Origin of the sequence: Rathayibacter sp. AY1F3 (assembly GCF_002931975.1) — a bacterium.
Classification (GTDB): Bacteria; Actinomycetota; Actinomycetes; order Actinomycetales; family Microbacteriaceae; genus Rathayibacter.
The window spans coordinates 1-21,319 of record NZ_PSVF01000043.1 but is presented as its reverse complement, the minus strand read 5'-3'; the positions used below and the strand labels follow the sequence as shown (position 1 = coordinate 21,319).

Below are 21,319 nucleotides of genomic sequence, written 5' to 3'. Positions count from 1 at the left end.
GGCGCGGGGTCGAGGGGGATGGACACACCGGAGGGGGGGGGGCGCCCCCGCCCGCGCCCGCGCGCCCCGGGGCCGGATGACCGCCCGCCCCACGATGGCCACCCGCGTGGGGCCGCCGACCGCCGGCGGCCGCTGGTCGATCGTGCCGCTCGCGGAGTCGGACGCGACGATCCGCGGGCACGCGCTCGGCGAGACGCTGCTCGAGCGGTACGGGATCGTCACCCGCGGCTCCGTGCAGGCCGAGGGCGTCCTGGGCGGCTTCGCCCTCGCCTACAAGGTGCTGAGCGGCTTCGAGCAGCAGGGCCGCGCCCGGAGGGGCTACTTCATCGAGAAGCTGGGAGCAGCGCAGTTCGGCACCGCCGGCAGCGTCGACCGGCTCCGCACGTTCGCCCCGCAGGACGAGGCGCAGGAGCGCTCACGTCCGGTGCTCGCGCTCGCGGCGACCGACCCCGCCAATCCGTTCGGCGCCGCTCTGCCGTGGCCGCAGGGCGAGGGGCACCGCCCCGGTCGGAAGGCCGGCGCGCTGGTCGCCGTCGTCGACGGAGCGCTCGCGGTCTACCTCGAGCGCGGCGGCAAGACCGCCCTCACCTTCACCGCCGACGAGGCGGCCCTCGCCGACGCGGCCGGCGCCCTCTCGCAGCTGGTCCGCTCCCGCGGGGTCGAGAAGCTGACCGTCGAGAAGATCGACGGCGTCTTCGCGCTCGGCACGCCCTTCGGCGACGCCCTCGTCGCCGCCGGCTTCGTCGCGAATCCGCGCGGCCTGAGGATGCGCTCGTGAGCGCCGGAGGGAGCCCGCGTGCCCGAGGGTGACACCGTCTACCGATCCGCCCACAACCTCGCCGAGGCGCTGGACGGCGAGGTCCTGACCCGGTGCGACGTCCGCGTGCCGAAGTACGCGACTGTCGACCTCACCGGCGAGACGATCGACGAGGTCGTCCCCCGCGGCAAGCACCTGCTGATGCGGGTCGGCGACGCGCTGATCCACTCCCACCTCAAGATGGAGGGGAGCTGGCACCTCTACGCCCGCGGCGGAGGCGAGCGGCCGAAGTGGCACCGGCCGGCGTTCCAGGCCCGGATCGTCCTCGAGACCGAGGACTGGCAGGCGGTCGGCTTCGAGCTCGGACTCCTCGAGATCGTCCCCCGCTCGGCCGAGGAGGACGTGGTCGGCTACCTCGGCCCCGATCTGCTCGGCGCCGACTGGGATGCGGACGAGGCGCTGCGGCGCCTGTCCGCCGATCCGGAGCGGCCGATCGGGCTCGCGCTGCTCGACCAGCGGATCATGGCCGGACTCGGCAACGTCTACCGCGCCGAGCTGTGCTTCCTGCGCGGCGTGCTGCCCACGCGCCCGGTCGGCGGGAGCGGCGACCTCGTGCGCACCATCGCGCTCGCGAAGCGGCTCATCACCATGAACCGCGAGCGGATCGAGCGCACGACGACCGGCAACCTGCGCCCGGGCCAGCAGCTCTGGGTCTACGGCCGCGACCGCAAGCCGTGCCGGCGCTGCGGCACTCCGATCGAGCGCGGTGAGCTCGGCGACGACGAGCTGCAGCTGCGGGTCACCTACTGGTGCCCGCACTGCCAGAGCTGAGGGGCTACTCCTCGACCGCGGAGCGGCGCCCGGGGACGTGCTTCTCGTGGACGCCGACGTCCGTCAGGCGCTCGATGCGGTCGACGTGGCGGCCGGGCTCGCCGCCGTCCGCGACGATCCAGCTGCCGACGAGGAGGAACCCGTCGCGGCCGCCGGCCGTCAGCGGGCCCGTGATCGTGAACGACCCGAGCGCCGGAGTCGAGAACGCCACGCGCACCGGATCCCCGTGCTCGAGCCCCTCGGCCGAGCGCTCCCCGCCGACCTCGTCGGCGTCCGGAGCCAGGGCGATGCTCTGGATCTCGGTCCCCGTGCCGAGGAAGACGTCCGCGACGACGAGCTCGCCGCCGACGGCCTGCCGGACGACCCCCTCGATCCCGTAGAGGCCGTAGCGCGGTGAGCGGACGAGGACGCGCACCGAGTCGCCGATCGCGACCTCGGCGAGAGCACCCCGGATCGAGGCGACGTCCCTCCGCGCGGGAGGGGCGGACAGGGCGTCGAGGATCGGGCTGGGCATCCGATCAGGGTAGCCGCTCCGGGAGCGCACCCGCCCGGCGGATCGGCGGCGGATCCCGGGCGGCCGGGGCGTCGGGTCGCCTGGGCCGCCGACGCCGCGCGCGAGCGGCGGAGCGCCGGCCGGGAGGCTCCGGCGGCGCGAGACCCCGGCACTGCGGAGTCACCGGCACCGCCGGGAGACGCCGGTACTGCCGCAGGCGCAGTCACCGCCGGGAACGACGAAGGCCCCGCCTGAGCGGGGCCTTCGGACGATGCGGAGTCGGTGGGATTTGAACCCACGGAACCCAATAAAGGGTTCTCCACCTTAGCAGGGTGGTGCACTCGACCGGACTATGCGACGACTCCTGAGCGCCCGCTGGCGGACGCACGACGACCATCATAACCGCACGCGCGAGGGCCTCGCGACACGGGCGCCCGCCCCTCCGCGGGAGGGCGAGAAGCCGCCTACTGGTCCGACAGGGGCCGGCCGATGGTGCAGGTCTCCTGCTGCGCGGTCTGCCCGGAGACGTCGCTCGGGAGGGTGACCGGCCCGTCGGGTGCGCTCGTCGCGGGGGCGCCGGTCGCGGGGGCGTCGGTGGCCGGCGACTCCGTGGCCGCCGGAGCGCCGGTCGCCCCGGGCTCCTCCCCCGTCGACTGCGAGCCGCCGCCGGTGGTGCCGCTCAACGCGATCGGCTGGTCGGCGAGGAGAGCCGCGTTCAGCGCGGACGCCGCGTCCTCGCTCGGGTACACGCCGTTGCCGTCGATGAAGGTCGGGTACTGCACGAAGACCACGTTCGCGAGGTCGACGTCCTTCACCGCGAGGCCGATCGACACGAGGGTGTTCACGTTCTCGAGCGAGGTCGAGAGCTGCATGTTCGAGACGGCCGCCTTCGCGAGGCCGTAGAGGTTCACCGGGTTCGAGAGCGTCGACGCGCTCTTCACCTTGCGCACCAGCGATGAGAGGTACACCTGCTGGCTCGAGATGCGGGTGAGGTCGCTGCCGTCGCCGACGCCGTGCCGGGTGCGGAGGAACGCCAGCGCCTCGGCGCCGACGAGCGTGTGCGTGCCCGCGTCGAGGTTCAGGCCCGTGTACTCGTCCTGGATCGGGGTGGCGACGCAGACGTCCACTCCGCCGACCGCGTTCGACATCTCGATGACGCCCTCGAACTGGATGAGCGCCGCGTAGGGGATCTCGAGCCCGGTCAGCTGTTCGACCGTCTGCACGGTGCACGCCAGCCCGCCGGCCTCGAGCGAGGTGTTGATCTTCGCCGAGTCCACCGCGTCCGAGACGGCGCCGGTGGCCGGGTCGGTGCAGGAGGGGATCGGGACGTAGAGGTCGCGGGGGAAGCTGACGACCTCCACGGTCGAGTGGTCGGCCGAGATGTGCATGAGCATCGTGACGTCGTTGAGGTTCTCGGCACGCTCGCCGTAGGCCCCGGCGGCCGATCCGTCGGCGCTGTCGCTGCCGGCGAGCAGGATGTTGACGCCGCCCTCGATCGCCCCGATCCCGGGCACGTCGCCCCCGCCCGAATCGATCCCGAGGTCGACGGAGGGACGCGCGCTCCCGGCGATCAGCGAGGCGGCGATCGCCACGATGCAGACCGCGCTGAGCACGCCGACGCCCACGCAGGCCGCGAGGATCCGCGCGGCGAAGCGCACGCCGCTCGGGCGGCGCAGGCGGCCGTGCCGTGCTGCTGTGGTCCGGGTGGACGCGCGTTCGCTCATCGGGTCGTACTCTCTCTCGGCTGCGGGACGCGTGTCGTCCCGGAGTCAGCGCGCGAGGTGGAGAGCACCCGTGGTGCCGCCCGCCCTCGGCTCAGCCGAAGAAGCCGACCGAGCAGGTCTGCTGGTCGGCGCTCTGGCCGGTGACCGATTCTGGCAGGGCAACCTTGGATCCGTCCTCGGGAGTCGCTGCAGGAGTGCCGGGTGCCGCCTCGGCCGTCGCCAGCGGATCCGCGGTCGCCGGGCCCGACGGAGCGGCGGTGTCGGCCGGGGCCGCCGCCTCGCCCTCCACGGTCGCGCCGGCGCCCGTGCCGCCGGTGATGGCGATCGGCTGATCGGTCTGCAGGGCGCTCGCCAGGACGTCGCCCGCGGCGCGGTCCGGCTCCACTCCGCTCGGAGTCGCCCCGGTCGGGTACTGCGCGAAGACGACGTCCGCGAGGTCGACGTCCTTCAGCGCGAGTCCCATCTGGACCATCGTGTTCACGTTGTCGAGACCGGTCGAGAGCGTCATGTTGCCGAGCGCCGCCTTCGCGAGCCCGTAGAGCGCGACCGGGTTGAGGAGGGTGTCCGCGCTCTTGATCCGGCGCACGAGCGCCGAGAGGAAGACCTGCTGGTTGCTGATGCGGGTCAGGTCGCTGCCGTCGCCGATGCCGTGGCGGCTGCGGAGGAACTGCAGCGCCGCCATGCCCTCGAGCGAGTGCACGCCCGGCTCGAGGTAGGTGTTCGTGTAGGGGTCCGCGATCTCGGTCGCGACGCAGACGTCGACTCCGCCGACCGCGTTCGACATCTCGATCACGCCGTTGAACTGCACGACCGCGCCGTAGTCGACCCGGACGCCCATGAGGTCCTCGACGACCCCTGCCACGCAGCCGAGGCTGACGTCGCTGCCCATCGCCTCGTTGATCTTGGTGTCGTACCGGGCGGGGATCGTCTCACCCGTGGCGGCGTTCACGCACTCCGGGATGTCGACGTACATGTCGCGGGGGAAGCTCACGACCGTCGCGTTGCTGTGGTCGGCCGAGACGTGCATCAGCATGTTGACGTCGTTGAGGACGCTCGTCTCCTCATCGGGGTCGCCGTAGGCGTCGCCCTGGCCCTTCCGCGAGTCGCTGCCGACGACGAGGACGTTGAAGCCGCCCTCCAGTGCGCCGATCTCCGGGGCGCCTCCGGCCTCGACGCTGGAGCCGGCCGCGCCCGGGTGCAGGTCGACCGAGGGCTGCACGGACTGGACGATCAGCGTCGCCGCGATCGCGACCACCGACACCGAGGCGACCACGCCGACACCGCCCACGAGGGCGGCTCCCTTCACCAGGGTCCGCGCGAGGGTGTGCCGCTTCTGGCGGCCGTGCCGCACGAAGGGGCGCGGCGTGCGCGGAGTGTCGCGAGTCTGTGTCGAAGGGCCCGTGCGGCGCATCCGTCTCCCGGTGTCGAGGCGTCAGTGGTGCGGAGGTGAGGGCCGGGCGTCGATCCCGGGCGTCGCGCAATCCTATACAGAGGGCTGGCGCGTTCCGAAGGAGAGCGGGCAGGCCTCCGTCGTCGCGCGCCAGGACGGGCGTCGGACGGCGCCGGCGGGAAGCGACGCGAAGAACGGGACTCCGCTGCGGACGGCGTGGCGGAGGGCGTGGGATTCGAACCCACGAGACGTTTCCGCCCACCAGTTTTCAAGACTGGCTCCATCGGCCGCTCGGACAGCCCTCCCGGCCGCTCCCGCAGGAGCGACACCCGATAGTAACCGCCGAGCGCGCGGGACCGTGGTCAGCGCAGCGCCGAGAGCGCGACCGCCACGCCGTCCTGGTGGACCGAGGGGATCACGGCGGAGGCCACGGCCCGCACCTCGTCGGGCGCCTGCCCCATCGCGAGCCCTGCGCCCTCGGCGGCGGCCCAGGTGAGCATCTCGATGTCGTTGCGGCCGTCACCCAGCGCGACCACGTCGCTCCGCTCGATGCCCAGCTCCTCGCGGACGACCTCGAGCGCGGTGGACTTGTTGACGCCGTGCGGGGCGATGTCGAGCCAGGCGGTCCAGCCGATCGCGTAGCTGACCTGGTGCAGGCCCATCTCCTCGACCAGGGAGGTGAACTCCTCGATCCCGGTCTCGGGCGAGATCACGACGACGCGGGTGCACAGCCGGCCGAGCAGCTCCTCGAAGGGGACGTGGGTCGTCTCGGCACCCATCACGGCACCGCCCGGGAACGCCTCGGTGTAGAAGAAGGCGCCGTCCGCGTCCTCGACGGCGTAGTGCGCGTCGGGGAGGGAGCGGCGGATGGTCTCCAGGACCTCCGTCGGGTCGAAGGTCTCGACCGTCTCGGGGACGTAGGCACCGGACGCGTCGCGGCGGAGCGTGACCGCTCCGTTGCAGCAGATCACGTACTCGGGCGAGATCCCGAGGCGCTCGACGACCGGCAGGGTGGAGGAGGGCGAGCGCCCGGTGGCGAGCATCACCTCGTCGCCCTGGGCGGCCACGCGGGTGATCGCGTCCGTCACCGCGCGGGTGATGGTGCCGTCCTCGTGCATGACGGTGCCGTCGATGTCGAGGGCGACGAGGCGGCGGCCGGAGGCGCGGGCCGCGCTCATGCGACGGGCTCGAGCACCTCGAGGCCGCCGAGGTGGGGCCGCAGCGCCTCGGGGACGAGCACCGAGCCGTCCGCCCGCTGGTGGGTCTCGAGGAGGGCGACGATCCAGCGGGTGGTCGCGAGCGTGCCGTTGAGGGTGGCGACCGGAGCCGTCCTCCCCGACTCGGTGCGGTAGCGGGTGTCGAGGCGGCGGGCCTGGAACGTGGTGCAGTTCGAGGTCGAGGTCAGCTCGCGGTAGGTCTCCTGTGTGGGGACCCACGCCTCCACGTCGAACTTGCGCGCCGCGCTCTGGCCGAGGTCGCCGGCCGCCGTGTCGATGACGCGGTAGTGCAGGCCGAGGCTCTGCAGGACGTCCTCCTGGTACGAGAGCAGGCGCGCGTGCTCCGCCTCGGCGTCCTCGGGGAGGGTGTAGACGAACATCTCGAGCTTGCTGAACTGGTGCACGCGGATGATGCCGCGGGTGTCCCGTCCGCCCGAGCCCGCCTCGCGGCGGTAGCAGGTGCTCCAGCCCGCGTAGCGCTTCGCGCCGCCGGAGAGGTCGAGGATCTCGTCGGCGTGGTAGCCGGCGAGGGCGACCTCGCTGGTGCCGGTGAGGTAGAGGTCGTCGTCGCGGAGGCGGTACACCTCGTCGTCGTGCTCGCCGAGGAAGCCGGTGCCGTCCATGATCTCGGGGCGCACGAGGGTCGGCGTGATCAGCGGGGTGAAGCCGGCGGCGAGCGCCTTCTCGAGGCCCAGGTTCATCAGCGCGATCTCGAGGCGGGCGACCAGGCCCTTGAGGAAGTAGAAGCGCGCGCCGCTGACCTTCGCGCCGCGCTGCATGTCGATGCCGTCCAGCAGCTCGCCGAGCTCGAGGTGGTCGCGCGGGGCGAAGTCGAAGACGGGGCGGTCGCCGACCGTCCTGACGAGCTCGAACGACTCCTCGCCGCCCGCGGGGACGCCCTCGATGATCGGGTTGGCGATGCGCTTCACCAGCACGGTGAAGGCGTCGTCGGCCTCGGACGCCTCCTGCTGGGCCTGCTTGGCGGCGGCGGCGAGGCGCTGTGCCTCGGCGACGAGGGCCGCCTTCTCGTCCTTCGGAGCCTTGGCGACCGTCTTGCCGAAGGCGTTCTGCTCGGCCCGGAGCCGCTCCGCCTCGGTGATCGCCGCACGGCGCACGCGGTCGGCCTCGAGCGCCTCGTCGACCAGCTCGACGGAGTCGCCGCGCGCCTCCTGCGAGCGCTTCAGGACGTCCGGGTTCTCGCGCAGAAGTACGGGATCAATCACCCCAGCAGTGTAGAGGAGGGCCGGGACGGGCCGCCGCCCGCGCGTACCCCCGGGGCCGCCTGAGCATCGGCCGCGAGGAGGCATCCGATCGCGCGGACGGCTGCGAATGTGAGTCGTCCCCCGAGAACGTCCCCCCGCGTTCGACACCCCTGCTCCCCTGAAGGCTCTCCCATGCACGCCACCCCCCTCATCGACGCGACCCCCGGCGTCGTCCTCGAGCGCGACGGCTCCGTCGCCCGGATCACCCTCAACCGCCCCGACGCCCTCAATGCGATCGACCTCGGCACCGCGCGACTGCTGCTGAGCACCGTCGCCGATCTCGACGCCGACGCCGGCTGCTCCGTCATCGTGATCGCCGCGGCCGGCCGCGCGTTCTGCACGGGCGGCGACATCTCGGCGATCATGGGGTCCGAGCACCCGGACCACTACCTGCGCGACGTCGCGACCACGACCGCCCAGGTGATCCGCCTGCTCGAGGACAGCCGCGCCGTCGTCGTCTGCGCGATCGACGGCATGGTCGCCGGCGCCGGCATCGCCTTCGCTCTGGCCGCCGACATCGTGATCGCGACTCCCGCCGCCCTCTTCCTCAGCGCGTACGGCGACGTCGGGCTCGTCCCGGATGTCGGAGTCACCGCCGCGCTCCCCCGCGTCGTCGGCCGCCGCCGCGCCCTGGACTTCGTGCTGTCGGGCCGCCCGGTCCGCGCGGCCGAGGCGCTGGAGTGGCAGCTCGTGACCGAGGTCGTGCCGCGCGCCGACCTCGCCGGTCGCGTCGACGAGCGCGTGCGCGCCCTGGCGGCGAAGCCGGCGCACGTCGCGTCCGCCGCCCGCCGCCTCCTGCGCACCGACCCGCTCGACCGCGCCGAGCGCATCGTCGAGGAGACGGACACCCTGGTCGAGTTCCTGGCGGTCCCCGCCACGCGCACGCTCCTGGACGCCGAGCACGAGCGCCAGGCCCGCCGCGCCGCCCGGGCGACCTCCTCGCTCTGACCCGGCGCGAGCGTGCGCGACGACGCTCCGGCCCCGGGCCGGGCGGACGTCCGCCCGACGGCCCGCGGATCGGCCGGGCGTTCTCCTCCGATCTCGGCTACGGTGGTCCCCGCGAAGGGGAGTAGTTCCCACCGTCCGCCGAGCGGACGACGAGGCGCGTCGACATGCTGGTCCGGGACGATCCGGGCCCGGCGCTCCACCCCGGCTCCGGCCGGGGCGAACGAGACCTTCGGTCAGTCGACGCATGTCCTGACCGGTCCTCTCGCGCGGGTCGGCGGACCTGAGCCAGGAGATCGCATGGCGACCACCGCCCCCACCCCCAGTCCCGCACAGGTGCGCCGCTGGCGCCGCTACCTCGCCGACGAGCTCGCCGAGGCCTCCGTGTACCGCGACCTGGCCGGCCGCCGCTCCGGCGAGGAGCGGGAGATCCTGCTCGCGCTCGCCGTGGCCGAGGGCCGCCACGAGGAGCACTGGCGGGAGCTGCTCGGCTCGGCGGCGGAGCCCGCGCCCCGCCCGGACCTCCGCACGCGCTTCCTCGGCTTCCTCACCCGCCGCTTCGGCTCCGTGTTCGTCCTCGCCCTGATCCAGCGCGCCGAGGCCCGCTCCCCCTACGCCGACGACGACGACGCCACCGAGGCGATGGCCGCCGACGAGCGGATCCACGGCGAGGTCGTCCGCGGGCTCGCCGAGCGCGGCCGGAACCGCCTCTCCGGGACGTTCCGCGCGGCGGTCTTCGGAGCGAACGACGGCCTGGTCTCGAACCTCGCCCTCGTGCTCGGAGTGGGAGCGAGCGGAGTCGGGACGGGCGTCGTCCTGTTCACGGGCATCGCGGGCCTGCTCGCCGGCGCCCTCTCGATGGGCGCGGGCGAGTTCGTCTCGGTGCGCTCGCAGCGCGAGCTGCTCTCGGCCTCCAGCCCGGACCTCGACGCGAACCGCATCGTCCCCGACCTGGACGTCGACGCGAACGAGCTCGCCCTGGTCTACCGCGCTCGCGGGATGACCCAGGAGCAGGCCGACGCGCGTGCCGCCTCCGTCTTCACGGGCCTGCGCGGCGGCGCCGTCACCTCCCCCATCACGCTGGGCGGTCCCGCAGGAGACCCCGACGTCGACGAGCACGAGTCGATCGGCACGGGCATGGGCGCGGCGCTGTCGAGCTTCTGCTTCTTCGCCTCGGGCGCGATCATCCCGGTGCTGCCCTACCTGCTCGGTCTGACGGGGCTCGCCGCGGTGGTCGTCGCCTGCGTGCTCGTGGGCATCGCCCTGCTCGCCACCGGCGCGGTCGTCGGGCTGCTCTCAGGCGCCCCGCCGCTGGCCCGGGCGCTGCGCCAGCTCGGGATCGGCTACGGCGCGGCCCTGGTGACCTACCTCCTCGGCCTGCTCTTCGGCGCGTCCGGAGTCTGAGCCTCGGCCTCGAGGAGCTGCGCGGACTCGCGCGGCTCCTCGGCGCGGGGCCGCACGGCGACGCCGCGCCACCGCAGCGCCGCCACTCCGACCGCCAGCAGCAGCGACGCCGGCAGGCAGCCCAGCAGGGGGATGCAGGAGTAGTAGAGGAGCTGCCGCTGGATCCACGCGGGCGAGGGCACGTCGGAGTCGCCGTAGTAGGGCGGAGGCGGCGAGGAGTAGCCGGTGTAGAGGAGCGCGAGGCCGATCAGGGTCCCCGCGAGGCCGGCGAGCAGGAGCACGAGGAGCCACGGGTTCCGCAGCAGGGGCGCCTCGCGCACGGGCTCGGCGGGAGCAGCGGGAGCGGGGTCGGCGGCCGGCTCCGGCAGGGGTGCGGGCGCGGTCTCGGCGCCGAGGCGGTGCGACCGCCGGCCCTCGGCGGCTCCGGCGATGTCGGGCAGGGCCATGATGCGGCGCGGTCCGGGCACGGACGAGGAGCCGGGGCGGACCACGCGCGACTCCGGGAGCGCGGGACGAGCGGCGGCTCCGGACGTGGCGGCGGGAGCGCCGGGGGCGGCACCCGAGCCGGGCCTCGCGAACGCCCGCTCGTCGCCTCTCAGACGCTCCACCGGTCCCGAGAACCCGCGCTGGAAGGCCGGGTCGTAGCGCGGGTCGACCCGTTCGTCGTCGTCAGTCATCGTCGCGACCCGTCATCGTCGTCCCCGGTCATCGTCGACCTCCGGCTCGTGGGAGAGGATCCCGCGCAGCCAGTCGCGGGCCTCGAGGAACACCTCGTCGTCGTAGCGTCGCACGGAGGTGACCGGGCGGCGGTCAGCGCGCGGATACGAGCCGAGGAAGATCACCTTCGGGCTGAAGCGCCGCAGCCCCATCAGCGCGTCGGCGACCCGCTCGTCCTGGACGTGCCCGTCGAGGTCGATGACGAACCGGTACCGGCCGAGGGCATCGCCGATCGGCCGCGACTGGATCATGCTCAGGTTCACCCCGCGGGTCGCGAACTGCTCGAGCATGTCGAGCAGGGCGCCCGGCTGGTCGGCCGGGAGCTCGGCGATCACGCTGGTCTTGTCGGCGCCGGTCGGCTCGGGCAGCGCGTGCGAGCGCGAGACGTGCACGAAGCGCGTGACGGCGTTCGGGTTGTCGCCGATCCGCTCCGCCAGCACCGCGACGTCGTGGTGGGCGACGATCCCGGGAGGGGCGATGGCCGCGTCCGCGGGAGATCCGCCCAGCAGGTCGACGGTGGCCTGGACGTTGCTGGAGGCGGGCAGGTGCTCGTGGCTGGGGATCTCGCGGTCGAGCCACACCCGGCACTGCCCGTAGGCCACGGGGTGCGCGGCGACGGTGCGCACCTCCTCGAGGCTCGTCCCCGGGCGGCCGACCAGGATGAACGACACCGGCACCAGGTACTCGCCGACGATGCGCAGCCCCGGGATCCGCGCCAGCGCGTCCTGCGCGGCCGTCACTCCGCCCTCGACCGAGTTCTCGATCGCGATCACCGCGCCGTCGCTGCGGCCGGTGACCAGATCGCTGAGCGCCTCCCCCACGTTCGCGACGCTGCGCCACAGCTGTCCGCGCGCCTCCGGGACCTGTGCGAGGGCCGCCTCCGTGAACGTGCCGCTGGGCCCGAGATAGCTGTAGGCACGGGTCTCGGGGGCGCTGTCGGGCATGGCGCAAGCCTAGCCAGCCGCGGTACCCCTGGAGGGGGCCGGACTGCCACTATGGACCGCATGACCGATCGCGCAGGGAAGCCGGCACAGGCCTCCGATCTCATCGACGTCGAGGCCCTCGTGAGGGCGTACTACGAGAAGAAGCCGGACGTCTCCGACCCGGCTCAGAAGGTGGTGTTCGGCACCTCGGGCCACCGCGGATCCTCGTTCGACACGGCCTTCAACGAGGACCACATCGCCGCCGTCACCCAGGCGATCGTCGAGTACCGGACCGAGCAGGGCATCACCGGCCCGCTGTTCATCGGCGCCGACACGCACGGGCTCTCCCGCCCGGCCCTCACCACCGCCCTCGAGGTCCTGGTGGGCAACCAGGTCCGCGTGCTCGTGGACGAGTTCGACGACTTCGTGCCGACCCCGGCGCTCAGCCACGCGATCCTCCGCTACAACAACGACCCCGCGCACACCGACCGGGCCGACGGCATCGTGGTCACCCCCTCGCACAACCCGCCCCGCGACGGCGGCTTCAAGTACAACCCGCCGCACGGCGGCCCCGCCGACTCCGACGCGACGACCTGGATCGCCGACCGGGCCAACGAGCTCATCGCCGACGGCAACCGCGGCGTGACCTCGGCCGAGCCCTCCGCGGTCGAGACCTACGACTACCGCACGCACTACGTCGCGGACCTGGCGAACATCATCGACCTCGACGCGATCCGGAAGGCCGGCGTGCGGATCGGGGCCGACCCCCTCGGCGGCGCCTCCGTGCACTACTGGCAGCTGATCGCCGAGATGCACGGCCTCGACCTGACCGTGGTGAACGGGGAGGTCGACCCGGCCTGGGGCTTCATGACCCTCGACTGGGACGGCAAGATCCGGATGGACCCGTCCTCCCCCAGCGCGATGGCCTCGGTGGTCGCGCGCGCCGGCGACTTCGACATCCTCACCGGCAACGACGCCGACGCGGACCGGCACGGCATCGTCACCCCCGACGGCGGGCTGATGAACCCCAACCACTACCTGGCCGTCGCGATCGACTACCTCTACCGCCACCGCAACGGCTGGCGCGAGGACGCGGCGATCGGCAAGACGCTGGTCTCCTCCTCGATCATCGACCGGGTCGCGGAGTCGCTGGGCCGGCGCCTCTGGGAGGTCCCGGTGGGCTTCAAGTGGTTCGTCCCCGGGCTGGTCGACGGCTCGGTCGGCTTCGGGGGCGAGGAGTCCGCGGGCGCCTCGTTCCTCCGCTTCGACGGCACCGTCTGGACCACCGACAAGGACGGCATCCTCCTCGCGCTGCTCGCCTCCGAGATCGTGGCGGTCACCGGGAAGAGCCCGTCGGCGCTCTACCGCGAGCTGACCGAGCGCTTCGGCGACCCGGTCTACGAGCGCGTGGACGCGGTGGCGACGAAGGCGCAGAAGGCGGCCCTCGGCAAGCTGGACGGCGACGCGATCGCGGCGACGACCCTCGCCGGGTCCGAGATCACCGCGAAGCTCTCGAAGGCGCCCGGCAACGGCGCGGCCGTCGGAGGCGTCAAGGTCGTCACCGAGGACGCCTGGTTCGCCGCGCGCCCCTCCGGCACCGAGGACGTCTACAAGATCTACGCCGAGAGCTTCCGCGGCCTCGACCACCTGCACGAGGTCCAGGCCGAGGCGCGCACGATCGTGGACGCGGCGCTGAACTCCTAGGCGCTGCGCTCAGTCGCCCGAGAAGGCTCGTTCCCGACCAGGAGAACGAGCCTTCGGGCGACTCAGCGGCGGTGAGGCGGGGGCCGGCTACCAGCGCGGGTGGACGGTGGGGCGGAAGTGGGTGTCGTAGAGGGCGTTCACGGCCTCCATGAAGGCGGGGCCGAGGGGCGCGGCGGAGGCGGCGGCCGCGTTGGCGCGGGCCTGCTCGGGCGAGCGGGCGCCGGGGATCACCGAGGTGACGCCCTCCTGCTGGATGATCCAGGCGAGCGCGGCCGCCGCGGGGGCGAGGCCGTGGTCGTCGGCGAGGCGGGAGAACTCCTGCGCGGCCTCCACGCCGGTCGCGAAGTCGACGCCCGAGAAGGTCTCGCCGACGTCGAAGGCGGAGCCGTCGCGGTTGTAGCTGCGGTGGTCCTCCGGCGCGAACACGGTCTCGGTCGTGTAGCGGCCGCTGAGCAGGCCCGAGGCGAGCGGGACGCGCGCGAGGATGCCGACGCCGGCCTCGCGGGCGGCGGGCAGCACCTCGTCGAGCGGCTTGAGGCGGAACGCGTTCAGGATGATCTGGACGCTCGCGACGTTCGGGCGGGCGATGGCGGTCAGCGCCTCCTCCGTGCGCTCGACCGAGACGCCGTAGGCGGCGATCGCGCCCTCGGCGACGAGGGTGTCGAGGGCGTCGTAGACGGCGTCGTCGGAGTAGACGGAGGTGGGCGGGCAGTGCAGCTGCACCAGATCGAGAGTGTCGACGCCGAGATTGGCGCGCGAGCGGTCGGTCCAGGCGCGGAAGTTGTCGAGCACATAGTTGCCGGGGATCTGCTCCGCGCGACGGCCCATCTTGGTGGCGACGAAGACCTGCGCGTCGGGGTGCGCCGCGCGGTAGGCGCCGATCGTCCGCTCGCTGCGGCCGTCGCCGTAGACGTCGGCGGTGTCGAAGAGGGTCACCCCCGACTCCACCGCGGCGTCGAGCACGGCGAGGGCGTCGGTCTCGGCGACGTCCCCCCAGTCGGCACCGAGCTGCCAGGTTCCGAGGCCGACGACGGAGACGGGGGCGCCGGTGCGTCCGAGGATTCGAGTTTCCATGCCTCCACCGTAGGTGCGGCCGAGCCCGCGGCGGACCCCCTTGCGCGTGCTCTAACGTCGAGGGCATGCCCCTCCTCGTGCTCGGAAGCGCCAACCTCGACCACGTCCACCGGGTCGCCCGCATCCCCGCTCCCGGAGAGACGGTGCTCGCCCTCGACGCGAGCACCTTCCCGGGCGGCAAGGGCCTCAACCAGGCCGTCGCGGCCGCACGGACCGAGCCCGGCACCGTCTTCGTCACGAGCCTCGGACGCGACTCGGCGGGAGACCGGCTCGCCGCGGTCCTCGGCGAGGAGCCGCTGGAGCTGCGCGCCCGCCGCGGCGACGTCCGCACCGGCACCGCGCAGATCACCGTGGACGAGCGCGGGGAGAACGCGATCGTCGTCGACTCCGGAGCGAACGCCGCCCTGGTCGGGTTGACCGCCGAGGAGTCGGCCCTGGTGGCGGCGGCCGACGCCCTGCTCCTCCAGCTCGAGATCCCGACAGCGACGGTGACGGAGGCGGCCCGCGCCGCGCGCGCCGGCGTCACGGTGTCGATCCTGAACGCCGCCCCGATCGGCCCGCTGCCGGAGGAGCTCCTCGCGGTGCTCGACGTGCTGATCGTCAACGAGCACGAGGCCCGCGAGCTCGCCGCCGATCGCGGCATCACCGCCGCCGACGACGACGCGCTCGCCGCTGCCCTCACCGCGCTGGTGCCGCTCGTGCTGGTCACCCTCGGCTCCGACGGCGTCGTCGTGGCGGTCCGCGACCGCGAGCCGGTGCGCACCCCGGCCTTCCGGGTGGAGGCCGTGGACACCACCGGCGCCGGCGACACCTTCTGCGGCGCCTTCTCGGCCCGGCTCGCCGCCACGGGAGCACGGCTCGACGATCCGGAGCAGCTGGTCGCCCTCACCCGCTGGGCGAGCGCGGCCGCGGCGATCTCGGTCACCCGCGCCGGAGCGGCGGTGTCCGCGCCGACGGCGGCCGAGACGGACGCGTTCCTCGCCGAGCGCGCCTGAGCGGGAGCTCCTCAGGGGGAGACGGCGCGGACACAGGCCTCGGGCGCCCTGCAGCACCGTCGCTCCGGTCGGCACGGTGCACTCCGAAGAAGCACGAGAGCGCCCGGCCCGGCTCCGCTCCTCGCGGCGGGGCGTCCCGCCCGGCGGACAGCCGCGCCCGCTTCCCGATCCGGCTAGTCGATCGCGGCGACCCGCACGGTCACCCGCGGCCGCAGCTCCGGATGCACCCGGACGCACCACTCGCGCACCGCGGCTCCGATCGCGCGCGCCACATCCGGCGCGGACGCCTCCGCGGTCACGCAGAGGTCGACGGCCACGGACACCTCGTCCCCCGCGACGCGGACCAGGACCGGATCGGCGAACGTGCCGCCGCTCGCGGTGCCCAGCGGCTCGACCACGATCCCGGTCGCGCTCAGCGCCGTCGCCGCGTGCGCGAGCACGTCGCGCACCTCGGGCCTGGCCGGCATCAGGGTCGCGACGCCGTCCAGGGCGCGCAGCTCCGCAGCGAGCGCGGACACCGGATCGACCGGGGCCGCCGACTCGAGGCCGCTCACGACTCCTCCGTCCCGGGGACGTAGACGTCCTCCACGCGGACGTCGATCCTCGACACCCGCAGCTCGGTCTGGGTCAGCAGCCGCGAGTGCACGCGCTCGCGCACCTGCTGGGCCGCCTCGGCGATCGGCACCCCCCAGAAGACCGAGATCGTCAGCTCCACCACGACCTCCGCGCCCGGCTCGGCGATGTCGCCGACCAGGCGGCAGCGGCCGACCAGCACGCCGGCGACGCTGTCCCCCGCCTCGCGCACGAGTCCGCGGACCGCTCCCTCGGTGATCGTGAGCGCCACGTCGGGCTGGACGCTCGCCAGCGGGATGTCGCGTCCGGCCCGCGACTCGCGGCGGACCTGGGTGAGGATCGAGCCGAACCAGCTCTCCTCCGGCGCGGGCAGGCGTGCGGCGTCGTCGTCGATGAGCGCGCCGGAGAGGGCGCGCACGCGCTCGAGGGCGCGCAGAGTGCGCCGGTGCTCCGGCGACTCCTCGATGGCGGGGTCGTACGGCGTGCGCCCGCGGTCGAGGTAGTCGCTCAGCTCGTCGATGCCGATGCCGTCGCCCTCCTGCTCCGTCGCGTCCGCCTCCTGCTCGAGCGCGGGCGGCAGCACGACGTCGTGCTCCCCCGCGCGCTCCGGCCCGTCGCCGGGACCCTGGTCCGCGTTCATCGCGTCTGCTCCCTCATCGCCAGTCCTCCATCGCCACGACCAGCGACTCGCGCGCGCGGGCCAGCTTGCCCCGCACGGCGGTCACCGTGAGACCGAGGTGATCGGCGATCTCGTTGTACGACTCCCCGCCGACCTCGCGCAGCACCCAGCACTGCCGCTGCGACTCCGGCAGCTCGGACAGGGCGTGCGCGAGAGCCCGCATGGCGTCGCTCTGCTCGGCGGCCTCGAACGGGCCGGGCTCTCGGGCCGGGGGATGCTCCACGGCGTCGACGTCGTCGGTCGGGCGGCGCTGGCGCAGCAGGTCGACGCTGGAGCGGCTGACGATCCGCATCATCCAGCTGCGCACGCTCGCCGGCTCCTTGAGCTGCGGGAGCTGCGCCCAGACCGTGATCAGCGCGTTCTGCACGGCGTCGGAGGCGTCGGCCTGCGAGCCGGTGAGGCGCCAGGCGTAGGCGCGGAGGATCGACTGGTGCCGCTTGACAAGCACCTCGAAGGCGCGCACGTCGCCCTCGGCGGAGCGCTCGGCGAGCAGCGCGTCGCTCGCCGCTTCCAGTCCGGGCACGGCGCCTCCTCCCTCTCCGCTCACGCGGCCTCGGGCCGCCTCTCAGGTGACGCTCAGGAAAAAGTCCACCGAGCACCGTGACGAACGCCGTCCGGGCTCCGTCTCACTCATGAAAGCACAGCCCGACCGGATTTCCGCCGGGCCTTCGACCCCGGTCTGCTCAACAACGGCAGCCGATGAGACGTCCAGGAGACCTCATGAGCGACACCACGCGCACCCCCTCCACCGCCCGCGTCGACAAGACCTCCGTCGACACGGTCACGAGCCTCGGCGGCTCCCGGACCTCCGGCACCGCCCAGGGCACCACGGTCATCGACGACAGCGTCGTGGCCAAGGTCGCCGGCATCGCGGCCCGCCAGGTGCCCGGCGTCTTCGCCCTCGGCAACAACGCCGCCCGTGCCTTCGGCGCGATCCGCCAGGCCGTCGGCGGCGCCGACCACGCCCAGGGCGTGAGCGTCGAGGTCGGCGAGACCCAGGTCGCGGCCGACGTGACCATCGTCGTCGAGTACCCCGTGCCGATGCAGAAGGTCGCCGACTCCGTCCGCGCCGCCGTCTCCGAGGCCATCACCGAGCTGGTCGGAATGGCCGTCTCCGAGATCAACGTCGCCGTCGTCGACGTGCACATCCCCGGCGACGACAAGGACGACGAGGCCACCGAGAGCCGCGTCCGATGAGCGACTTCCAGCGCCCCGCGCCCACCGCCCCCGGCGGCCGCAGCACCGTCCTCGGTGTCGTGGTCGGCGCGATCCTCGCCTTCGCGGCCCTGATGTTCGGCTTCTGGGGCTTCGTCCTCACCGCCCTCTTCATGGCCCTCGGCGTCGTGATCGCCCGCATCGCCGACGGCACCCTCGACGTGCGCAGCCTCGTGGACGTGTTCCGCGGCCGCACCACCTCCCGCTAGGAGCCCACTGTGACCGCTCTCGACACGCGTCCCGCATCGCCGGTGGCGGGCACCGTCACCATCACCGTCCGCTCCATCGAGCGCGCCGCCGTGGCGATCGTCCACGAGGAGCTGGGCGTGGAGGTCTCCGCGATCCGCGTCCGCCTCTCCGACGACCGGGGCGGCCTCGCCCTCGCGGTGACCGCGCCGGTCGTCGTCGAGCCGGGCACCGCCCCGGCCGGCGGCTCCCTGCTCGAGCGCCTGCACGGCGACCGCACCCGCATCGCCTCCCGCATGGAGGCGCTGACCGGGCGCACCGTCAGCCGGATCGACATCCGGGTCACGGGCACCCGCACCCGAAGCACGAGGAGAGTCGCATGAGCCCCGCACTGTCGGCGCCCGACACCCGCTACAGCCGCTACCTCCGTCGCGAGACCCACAAGTCCCGCTCCGCCGCGCAGATCGTCGTCCTGGTGCTCATCGCCCTGGTCGCGGCCTACGTCGGCACGGAGGCGGTGCTCGCGATCCTCGGCGCCGCGCCCCTGCTCGCCGCACCGTCCGCCCTGCTGGGCGCGATCGTCGGAGTCGCGTCGCTGGCGAACCCCGCCCTCATCGGCGTGGCCGTCGGCGGGGGCGTCCTCGCCCTGGTCCTGCTGGTGCTCGCACTGGCGCCCGGGGCCCGGGCCCGCCACACCGTGGACGACGACCGCCTCGCCGTGGTCGTGGACGACGGCGTGATCGCCTCCTCCCTGGCCCGCGCAGCCCGCACGGCCGCCCACTCCCGCCGCGAGGACACCCGCGCCTCGCTCGGGCGGCGCACCGCACTGGTCGAGGTGACCCCCGCCTCCGGCATCGCGGTCGACCGCGACGCCGTGCAGAGCGCCGTCGACGAGGAGCTCGCCCGCATCGGCGCGAAGCCCGCCCCGCGCTCCACCGTCCGCGTCTCGACCTCCGGGAGGATCTGATGACCACGAGCAACCGCTTCGTCAACCGGCTCGTCCTGCTCGTCGTGGGCCTCGTGCTCGCGCTGGTCAGCGCCGGAGCCGTCCTGATCGCCGTCTCGCAGCCGGTCCGCGACTCCGTCCTCTCCTTCGCCGACGGCGAGGGCGCGGCCCTGGTCTCGCGCCTCTCCCCCGAGGAGGGCACCGCCTGGAGCGATGCCGCCGTCCTGTGGCCGCTCTACGCCGTCGTCGGAATCTGCCTCCTCGGCATCGTCCTCGCGCTGGTGATGGCCTTCGCCCACGGTCACGGCCGCACCGGCACCGTCCTCCGCGACGAGGCCGAGGGCACGCCCGCCGGAGGGATCGAGATCGCGACCGGCTTCGCGGAGGACGTCCTCGAGACGGCTCTCGCCGGGCGGACGGAGCTCCTCGACGTCACGGTCGCGGCCTACCGCCACGGCTCCGAGACCGCGCTGAAGGTGCGCGTCCTCCCCCGCGGCGGCGTCTCGCCCCGCACCGTGGTCGACGCCGTGCACCAGGAGGTCGACGCGCTCGACGCCCTGCTCGGCGCCCGCCTGCCGGTCCTGCTCGAGGTCGCCTCGAGCGCCCGGGCCGGCTTCTCCAAGGAGGACCGGGTCGCCTGACCCCGGTCCCGCAGCTTCCCCGGCACCCGCCGGCGGATGGTCACACCGAACAGAAGGAGCCCCTCATGGGTGCAGACGACAAGATCCGCAACGCAGCCGAGAACCTGGTCGGCAAGGCCAAGGAGGCCGTCGGCAAGCTGACGGACAACGAGCGCCTCGAGGCCGAGGGCCAGGCCGACCAGACCAAGGCCCACACCAAGAAGGTCGGCGAGGACGTCAAGGACGTCTTCAAGAAGTGATCTGACCGGAACCTCGACGGGGCCGTCACCGCATCAGCGGTGACGGCCCCGTCGTCGTGCGTGGAGCGGGTGCGTCGAGCGTCAGACGCCCCAGAACATGATCCGGCCGGCGGAGGCCGCGTCGATGCTCTGGTCGTGGTTGTCGGCGGTGTGCGAGGAGTAGAGGATCCTGTCGCCGTCGACGCTGGTCACGACGCCCGTGTGGTCCCAGTCGCCCGAGCCGTCCCAGTCGAACTGGACGATGTCGCCCGGCTTCACCCGGCTCCGCTCGGAGTCGGGGATGGCGGTCGCGCGCTCGGGGTGCGCGGCGAGGTAGGCGTTGAACGCTGTCGACGACGCCCAGGCTGAGCTGTAGCCGCCGGAGGAGGAGTAGCTCCACTCGCCGTCCATCTCCCAGCCGCGGGCGATCAGCGACTGCGAGGTGAAATTGACGCAGTCGTTGCCCGAGATCACGCCGTACTGGGCCGAGTTGTAGTCGTTCCAGTAGGTGGAGAGGTAGTCGAGCTGCGAGGCCAGGCGGCTCGCGTCCAGCGCGGCCTGGGCCTTCGCGGCCTCGATCGCCGGGTCGGGCGTGTAGGCGAAGGTGATCGCCGAGGCGACGACCTTCGTGCTGGCGAGCACGCCGGTCGCGGCGGGGCTGGGAGTGGCGGTCGCGGTCGGGGCGGCGAGGTCGGTCGAGGCCTCGGCCGTCGTGCCCTCCGCGGCGCCCGACGTGTCGACGGCCGGCTGCACCGCGTCGGCCGGGGTCCCGTCGACGGTGACCGCCGCGGCGGAGTCGGTGACCGCGTCGAACGTGATGGCCTGACCGTCGGCGTCGAAGAAGGCGACCGGGACCTCGCCCGCTGCCTCTCCGTCGGCCGGAGGGGCGGTGACCGTGATCTGGTCGGGGTTGTCGACCGCGACGCTGCCCTCGGCCTCGCCGAAGCGGACGGTGGCGACCGAGTCCAGGTTCGATCCCTCGAGCGTCACGCTCGTGCCGCCGGCGACGGTGCCGGAGGTGGTGGAGACGGAGCTGAGGACGACCCGGGCGGAGGCGGTGGTCGCGGGGAGCACGGCGACGCTGGTCGAGGTCGGAGCAGCGGAGGGCGTCGCGGTGACCGACTCGGCCGAGGAGCCGGTGCCGACGGTGAGGCTCAGGCTCGACGCGACGGCCACGACGACGAGCCCGCCGGAGACGGCGAGCGCCAGCGTGCGCGGGGACGGGCGGAAGAAGGAGGCCCCGCGGCGGGCGGGCGCGGTGCGGAGCCGGTGCCCCTCCGCTTCGCGGCGGTCGCGGCGGCGGCGGCCGAGCCGTTGTCGAGGTTCCTCCGGGGCCGGCCGATCATGTGCCTGTTCGTCCGCGCCTGCGGGATCGCGATCCTGCACGACCGGCGCGCCGCCAAGCGCCAGCTGGTGTGCGACGGC

24 protein-coding genes and 2 tRNA genes are annotated in these 21,319 nt (G+C 73.7%); 12 read left to right on the top strand and 14 right to left on the bottom strand.

The window, feature by feature from the left end; all coding sequences use genetic code 11:
- Window positions 1-76: 76 nt before the first annotated feature.
- Together C5C39_RS16210 and C5C39_RS16205 are read left to right on the top strand one after the other, a co-directional pair.
- Entirely contained in the window at window positions 77-778 is a 702-nt protein-coding gene (locus C5C39_RS16210; protein ID WP_104283215.1) for a hypothetical protein, read from the top strand.
- Window positions 779-796: 18 nt separating this feature from the next.
- A complete protein-coding gene (locus C5C39_RS16205) occupies window positions 797-1,588 on the top strand; it encodes a DNA-formamidopyrimidine glycosylase family protein (protein WP_104353870.1) in 792 nt (263 codons plus the stop codon).
- 4 nt (window positions 1,589-1,592) lie between these two features.
- Here the strand turns inward: C5C39_RS16205 and C5C39_RS16200 are convergent, their stop codons facing one another.
- From C5C39_RS16200 to serS, 7 genes are all read right to left on the bottom strand, one after another.
- Window positions 1,593-2,102, bottom strand: coding sequence for a hypothetical protein (locus C5C39_RS16200; RefSeq protein WP_104233937.1), 510 nt, complete (start codon window positions 2,100-2,102; stop codon window positions 1,593-1,595).
- A 253-nt stretch (window positions 2,103-2,355) separates the two neighbouring features.
- Window positions 2,356-2,446, bottom strand: a tRNA-Ser gene (locus C5C39_RS16195).
- A 99-nt stretch (window positions 2,447-2,545) separates the two neighbouring features.
- Window positions 2,546-3,805: an LCP family protein gene (locus C5C39_RS16190; RefSeq protein ID WP_104353869.1), complete on the bottom strand. Its 1,260-nt coding sequence runs from the start codon at window positions 3,803-3,805 to the stop codon at window positions 2,546-2,548.
- Window positions 3,806-3,896: 91 nt separating this feature from the next.
- Window positions 3,897-5,156 carry an LCP family protein gene (locus tag C5C39_RS16185; RefSeq protein ID WP_258063535.1) on the bottom strand — a complete coding sequence of 420 codons (1,260 nt, stop codon included), beginning with the start codon at window positions 5,154-5,156 and terminating at the stop codon, window positions 3,897-3,899.
- Between the two features lie 256 nt (window positions 5,157-5,412).
- Window positions 5,413-5,500, bottom strand: a tRNA-Ser gene (locus C5C39_RS16180).
- A 57-nt stretch (window positions 5,501-5,557) separates the two neighbouring features.
- Window positions 5,558-6,373 (bottom strand): HAD family hydrolase, encoded by an 816-nt coding sequence (locus C5C39_RS16175; RefSeq protein ID WP_104247582.1) that lies wholly within the window; start codon window positions 6,371-6,373, stop codon window positions 5,558-5,560.
- On the bottom strand, window positions 6,370-7,635 hold the full coding sequence (serS, locus tag C5C39_RS16170) for a serine--tRNA ligase (RefSeq protein ID WP_104353868.1): 1,266 nt from the start codon (window positions 7,633-7,635) through the stop codon (window positions 6,370-6,372). The genes C5C39_RS16175 and serS overlap by 4 nt, the downstream gene beginning before the upstream one ends.
- A gap of 171 nt (window positions 7,636-7,806) precedes the next feature.
- Between serS and C5C39_RS16165 the strand changes: the two genes are divergently transcribed.
- Complete coding sequence (locus C5C39_RS16165) at window positions 7,807-8,622, top strand: enoyl-CoA hydratase/isomerase family protein (RefSeq protein ID WP_104353867.1); 816 nt, start codon at window positions 7,807-7,809, stop codon at window positions 8,620-8,622.
- Between the two features lie 297 nt (window positions 8,623-8,919).
- Window positions 8,920-10,023, top strand: a complete 1,104-nt coding sequence (locus C5C39_RS16160) for a VIT1/CCC1 family protein (protein ID WP_104224963.1) — start codon at window positions 8,920-8,922, stop codon at window positions 10,021-10,023.
- Here C5C39_RS16160 and C5C39_RS16155 read toward each other — a convergent pair.
- Window positions 9,984-10,700, bottom strand: a complete 717-nt coding sequence (locus C5C39_RS16155; protein WP_104350563.1) for a hypothetical protein — start codon at window positions 10,698-10,700, stop codon at window positions 9,984-9,986. The genes C5C39_RS16160 and C5C39_RS16155 overlap by 40 nt on opposite strands.
- Window positions 10,701-10,712: 12 nt before the next feature.
- Window positions 10,713-11,684 (bottom strand): prephenate dehydratase, encoded by a 972-nt coding sequence (gene pheA / locus C5C39_RS16150; RefSeq protein WP_104247578.1) that lies wholly within the window; start codon window positions 11,682-11,684, stop codon window positions 10,713-10,715.
- A gap of 60 nt (window positions 11,685-11,744) precedes the next feature.
- Here pheA and pgm point away from each other — a divergent pair, with 60 nt between their 5' ends.
- Window positions 11,745-13,367, top strand: coding sequence for a phosphoglucomutase (alpha-D-glucose-1,6-bisphosphate-dependent) (gene pgm / locus C5C39_RS16145; protein ID WP_104353871.1), 1,623 nt, complete (start codon window positions 11,745-11,747; stop codon window positions 13,365-13,367).
- An 87-nt stretch (window positions 13,368-13,454) separates the two neighbouring features.
- Here the strand turns inward: pgm and C5C39_RS16140 are convergent, their stop codons facing one another.
- Entirely contained in the window at window positions 13,455-14,441 is a 987-nt protein-coding gene (locus tag C5C39_RS16140; protein WP_104250898.1) for an aldo/keto reductase, read from the bottom strand.
- A gap of 65 nt (window positions 14,442-14,506) precedes the next feature.
- On the opposite strand from C5C39_RS16140, the gene C5C39_RS16135 reads away from it, so the two are divergent.
- On the top strand, window positions 14,507-15,436 hold the full coding sequence (locus tag C5C39_RS16135) for a ribokinase (protein WP_104353866.1): 930 nt from the start codon (window positions 14,507-14,509) through the stop codon (window positions 15,434-15,436).
- Window positions 15,437-15,609: 173 nt separating this feature from the next.
- Here C5C39_RS16135 and C5C39_RS16130 read toward each other — a convergent pair whose 3' ends face one another.
- The 3 genes from C5C39_RS16130 to C5C39_RS16120 are packed head-to-tail and all read right to left on the bottom strand — an operon-like array spanning window position 15,610 to window position 17,211.
- Window positions 15,610-15,990 (bottom strand): hypothetical protein, encoded by a 381-nt coding sequence (locus C5C39_RS16130; RefSeq protein ID WP_104233946.1) that lies wholly within the window; start codon window positions 15,988-15,990, stop codon window positions 15,610-15,612.
- A complete protein-coding gene (locus tag C5C39_RS16125; RefSeq protein ID WP_104233947.1) occupies window positions 15,987-16,649 on the bottom strand; it encodes an Asp23/Gls24 family envelope stress response protein in 663 nt (220 codons plus the stop codon). The genes C5C39_RS16130 and C5C39_RS16125 overlap by 4 nt, the downstream gene beginning before the upstream one ends.
- Before the next feature lie 13 nt (window positions 16,650-16,662).
- Window positions 16,663-17,211, bottom strand: coding sequence for an RNA polymerase sigma factor (locus C5C39_RS16120; protein ID WP_104224956.1), 549 nt, complete (start codon window positions 17,209-17,211; stop codon window positions 16,663-16,665).
- A 197-nt stretch (window positions 17,212-17,408) separates the two neighbouring features.
- Between C5C39_RS16120 and C5C39_RS16115 the strand changes: the two genes are divergently transcribed.
- The 6 genes from C5C39_RS16115 to C5C39_RS16090 all read left to right on the top strand — a co-directional run bounded on the left by C5C39_RS16115 (window position 17,409) and on the right by C5C39_RS16090 (window position 19,915).
- Entirely contained in the window at window positions 17,409-17,885 is a 477-nt protein-coding gene (locus tag C5C39_RS16115) for an Asp23/Gls24 family envelope stress response protein (RefSeq protein ID WP_104349333.1), read from the top strand.
- Complete coding sequence (locus tag C5C39_RS16110; protein ID WP_104224954.1) at window positions 17,882-18,112, top strand: DUF2273 domain-containing protein; 231 nt, start codon at window positions 17,882-17,884, stop codon at window positions 18,110-18,112. Before C5C39_RS16115 ends, C5C39_RS16110 begins: the two co-directional genes overlap by 4 nt.
- Window positions 18,113-18,121: 9 nt before the next feature.
- Window positions 18,122-18,472, top strand: a complete 351-nt coding sequence (locus C5C39_RS16105) for a hypothetical protein (RefSeq protein WP_104224953.1) — start codon at window positions 18,122-18,124, stop codon at window positions 18,470-18,472.
- Window positions 18,469-19,056 carry a DUF6286 domain-containing protein gene (locus C5C39_RS16100; protein WP_104353865.1) on the top strand — a complete coding sequence of 196 codons (588 nt, stop codon included), beginning with the start codon at window positions 18,469-18,471 and terminating at the stop codon, window positions 19,054-19,056. The genes C5C39_RS16105 and C5C39_RS16100 overlap by 4 nt, the downstream gene beginning before the upstream one ends.
- Entirely contained in the window at window positions 19,056-19,676 is a 621-nt protein-coding gene (locus tag C5C39_RS16095) for a hypothetical protein (RefSeq protein WP_104255675.1), read from the top strand. The genes C5C39_RS16100 and C5C39_RS16095 overlap by 1 nt, the downstream gene beginning before the upstream one ends.
- Window positions 19,677-19,741: 65 nt before the next feature.
- On the top strand, window positions 19,742-19,915 hold the full coding sequence (locus C5C39_RS16090; protein WP_104226788.1) for a CsbD family protein: 174 nt from the start codon (window positions 19,742-19,744) through the stop codon (window positions 19,913-19,915).
- A gap of 81 nt (window positions 19,916-19,996) precedes the next feature.
- On the opposite strand, the gene C5C39_RS16085 is transcribed toward C5C39_RS16090, so the two are convergent.
- Window positions 19,997-21,070 (bottom strand): amidase domain-containing protein, encoded by a 1,074-nt coding sequence (locus C5C39_RS16085; RefSeq protein WP_181136416.1) that lies wholly within the window; start codon window positions 21,068-21,070, stop codon window positions 19,997-19,999.
- Window positions 21,071-21,319: the final 249 nt, after the last annotated feature.

Bases quoted from the DNA above. Each gene is read 5' to 3' on its own strand.
- C5C39_RS16210 (WP_104283215.1), top strand. From the start codon at position 77: ATGACCGCCCGCCCCACGATGGCCACCCGCGTGGGGCCGCCGACCGCC.
- C5C39_RS16200 (WP_104233937.1), bottom strand. From the start codon at position 2,102: ATGCCCAGCCCGATCCTCGACGCCCTGTCCGCCCCTCCCGCGCGGAGG.
- C5C39_RS16190 (WP_104353869.1), bottom strand. From the start codon at position 3,805: ATGAGCGAACGCGCGTCCACCCGGACCACAGCAGCACGGCACGGCCGC.
- C5C39_RS16175 (WP_104247582.1), bottom strand. From the start codon at position 6,373: ATGAGCGCGGCCCGCGCCTCCGGCCGCCGCCTCGTCGCCCTCGACATC.
- C5C39_RS16165 (WP_104353867.1), top strand. From the start codon at position 7,807: ATGCACGCCACCCCCCTCATCGACGCGACCCCCGGCGTCGTCCTCGAG.
- C5C39_RS16160 (WP_104224963.1), top strand. From the start codon at position 8,920: ATGGCGACCACCGCCCCCACCCCCAGTCCCGCACAGGTGCGCCGCTGG.
- C5C39_RS16155 (WP_104350563.1), bottom strand. From the start codon at position 10,700: ATGACTGACGACGACGAACGGGTCGACCCGCGCTACGACCCGGCCTTC.
- pheA (WP_104247578.1), bottom strand. From the start codon at position 11,684: ATGCCCGACAGCGCCCCCGAGACCCGTGCCTACAGCTATCTCGGGCCC.
- pgm (WP_104353871.1), top strand. From the start codon at position 11,745: ATGACCGATCGCGCAGGGAAGCCGGCACAGGCCTCCGATCTCATCGAC.
- C5C39_RS16140 (WP_104250898.1), bottom strand. From the start codon at position 14,441: ATGGAAACTCGAATCCTCGGACGCACCGGCGCCCCCGTCTCCGTCGTC.
- C5C39_RS16135 (WP_104353866.1), top strand. From the start codon at position 14,507: ATGCCCCTCCTCGTGCTCGGAAGCGCCAACCTCGACCACGTCCACCGG.
- C5C39_RS16125 (WP_104233947.1), bottom strand. From the start codon at position 16,649: ATGAACGCGGACCAGGGTCCCGGCGACGGGCCGGAGCGCGCGGGGGAG.
- C5C39_RS16115 (WP_104349333.1), top strand. From the start codon at position 17,409: ATGAGCGACACCACGCGCACCCCCTCCACCGCCCGCGTCGACAAGACC.
- C5C39_RS16110 (WP_104224954.1), top strand. From the start codon at position 17,882: ATGAGCGACTTCCAGCGCCCCGCGCCCACCGCCCCCGGCGGCCGCAGC.
- C5C39_RS16100 (WP_104353865.1), top strand. From the start codon at position 18,469: ATGAGCCCCGCACTGTCGGCGCCCGACACCCGCTACAGCCGCTACCTC.
- C5C39_RS16095 (WP_104255675.1), top strand. From the start codon at position 19,056: ATGACCACGAGCAACCGCTTCGTCAACCGGCTCGTCCTGCTCGTCGTG.
- C5C39_RS16090 (WP_104226788.1), top strand. From the start codon at position 19,742: ATGGGTGCAGACGACAAGATCCGCAACGCAGCCGAGAACCTGGTCGGC.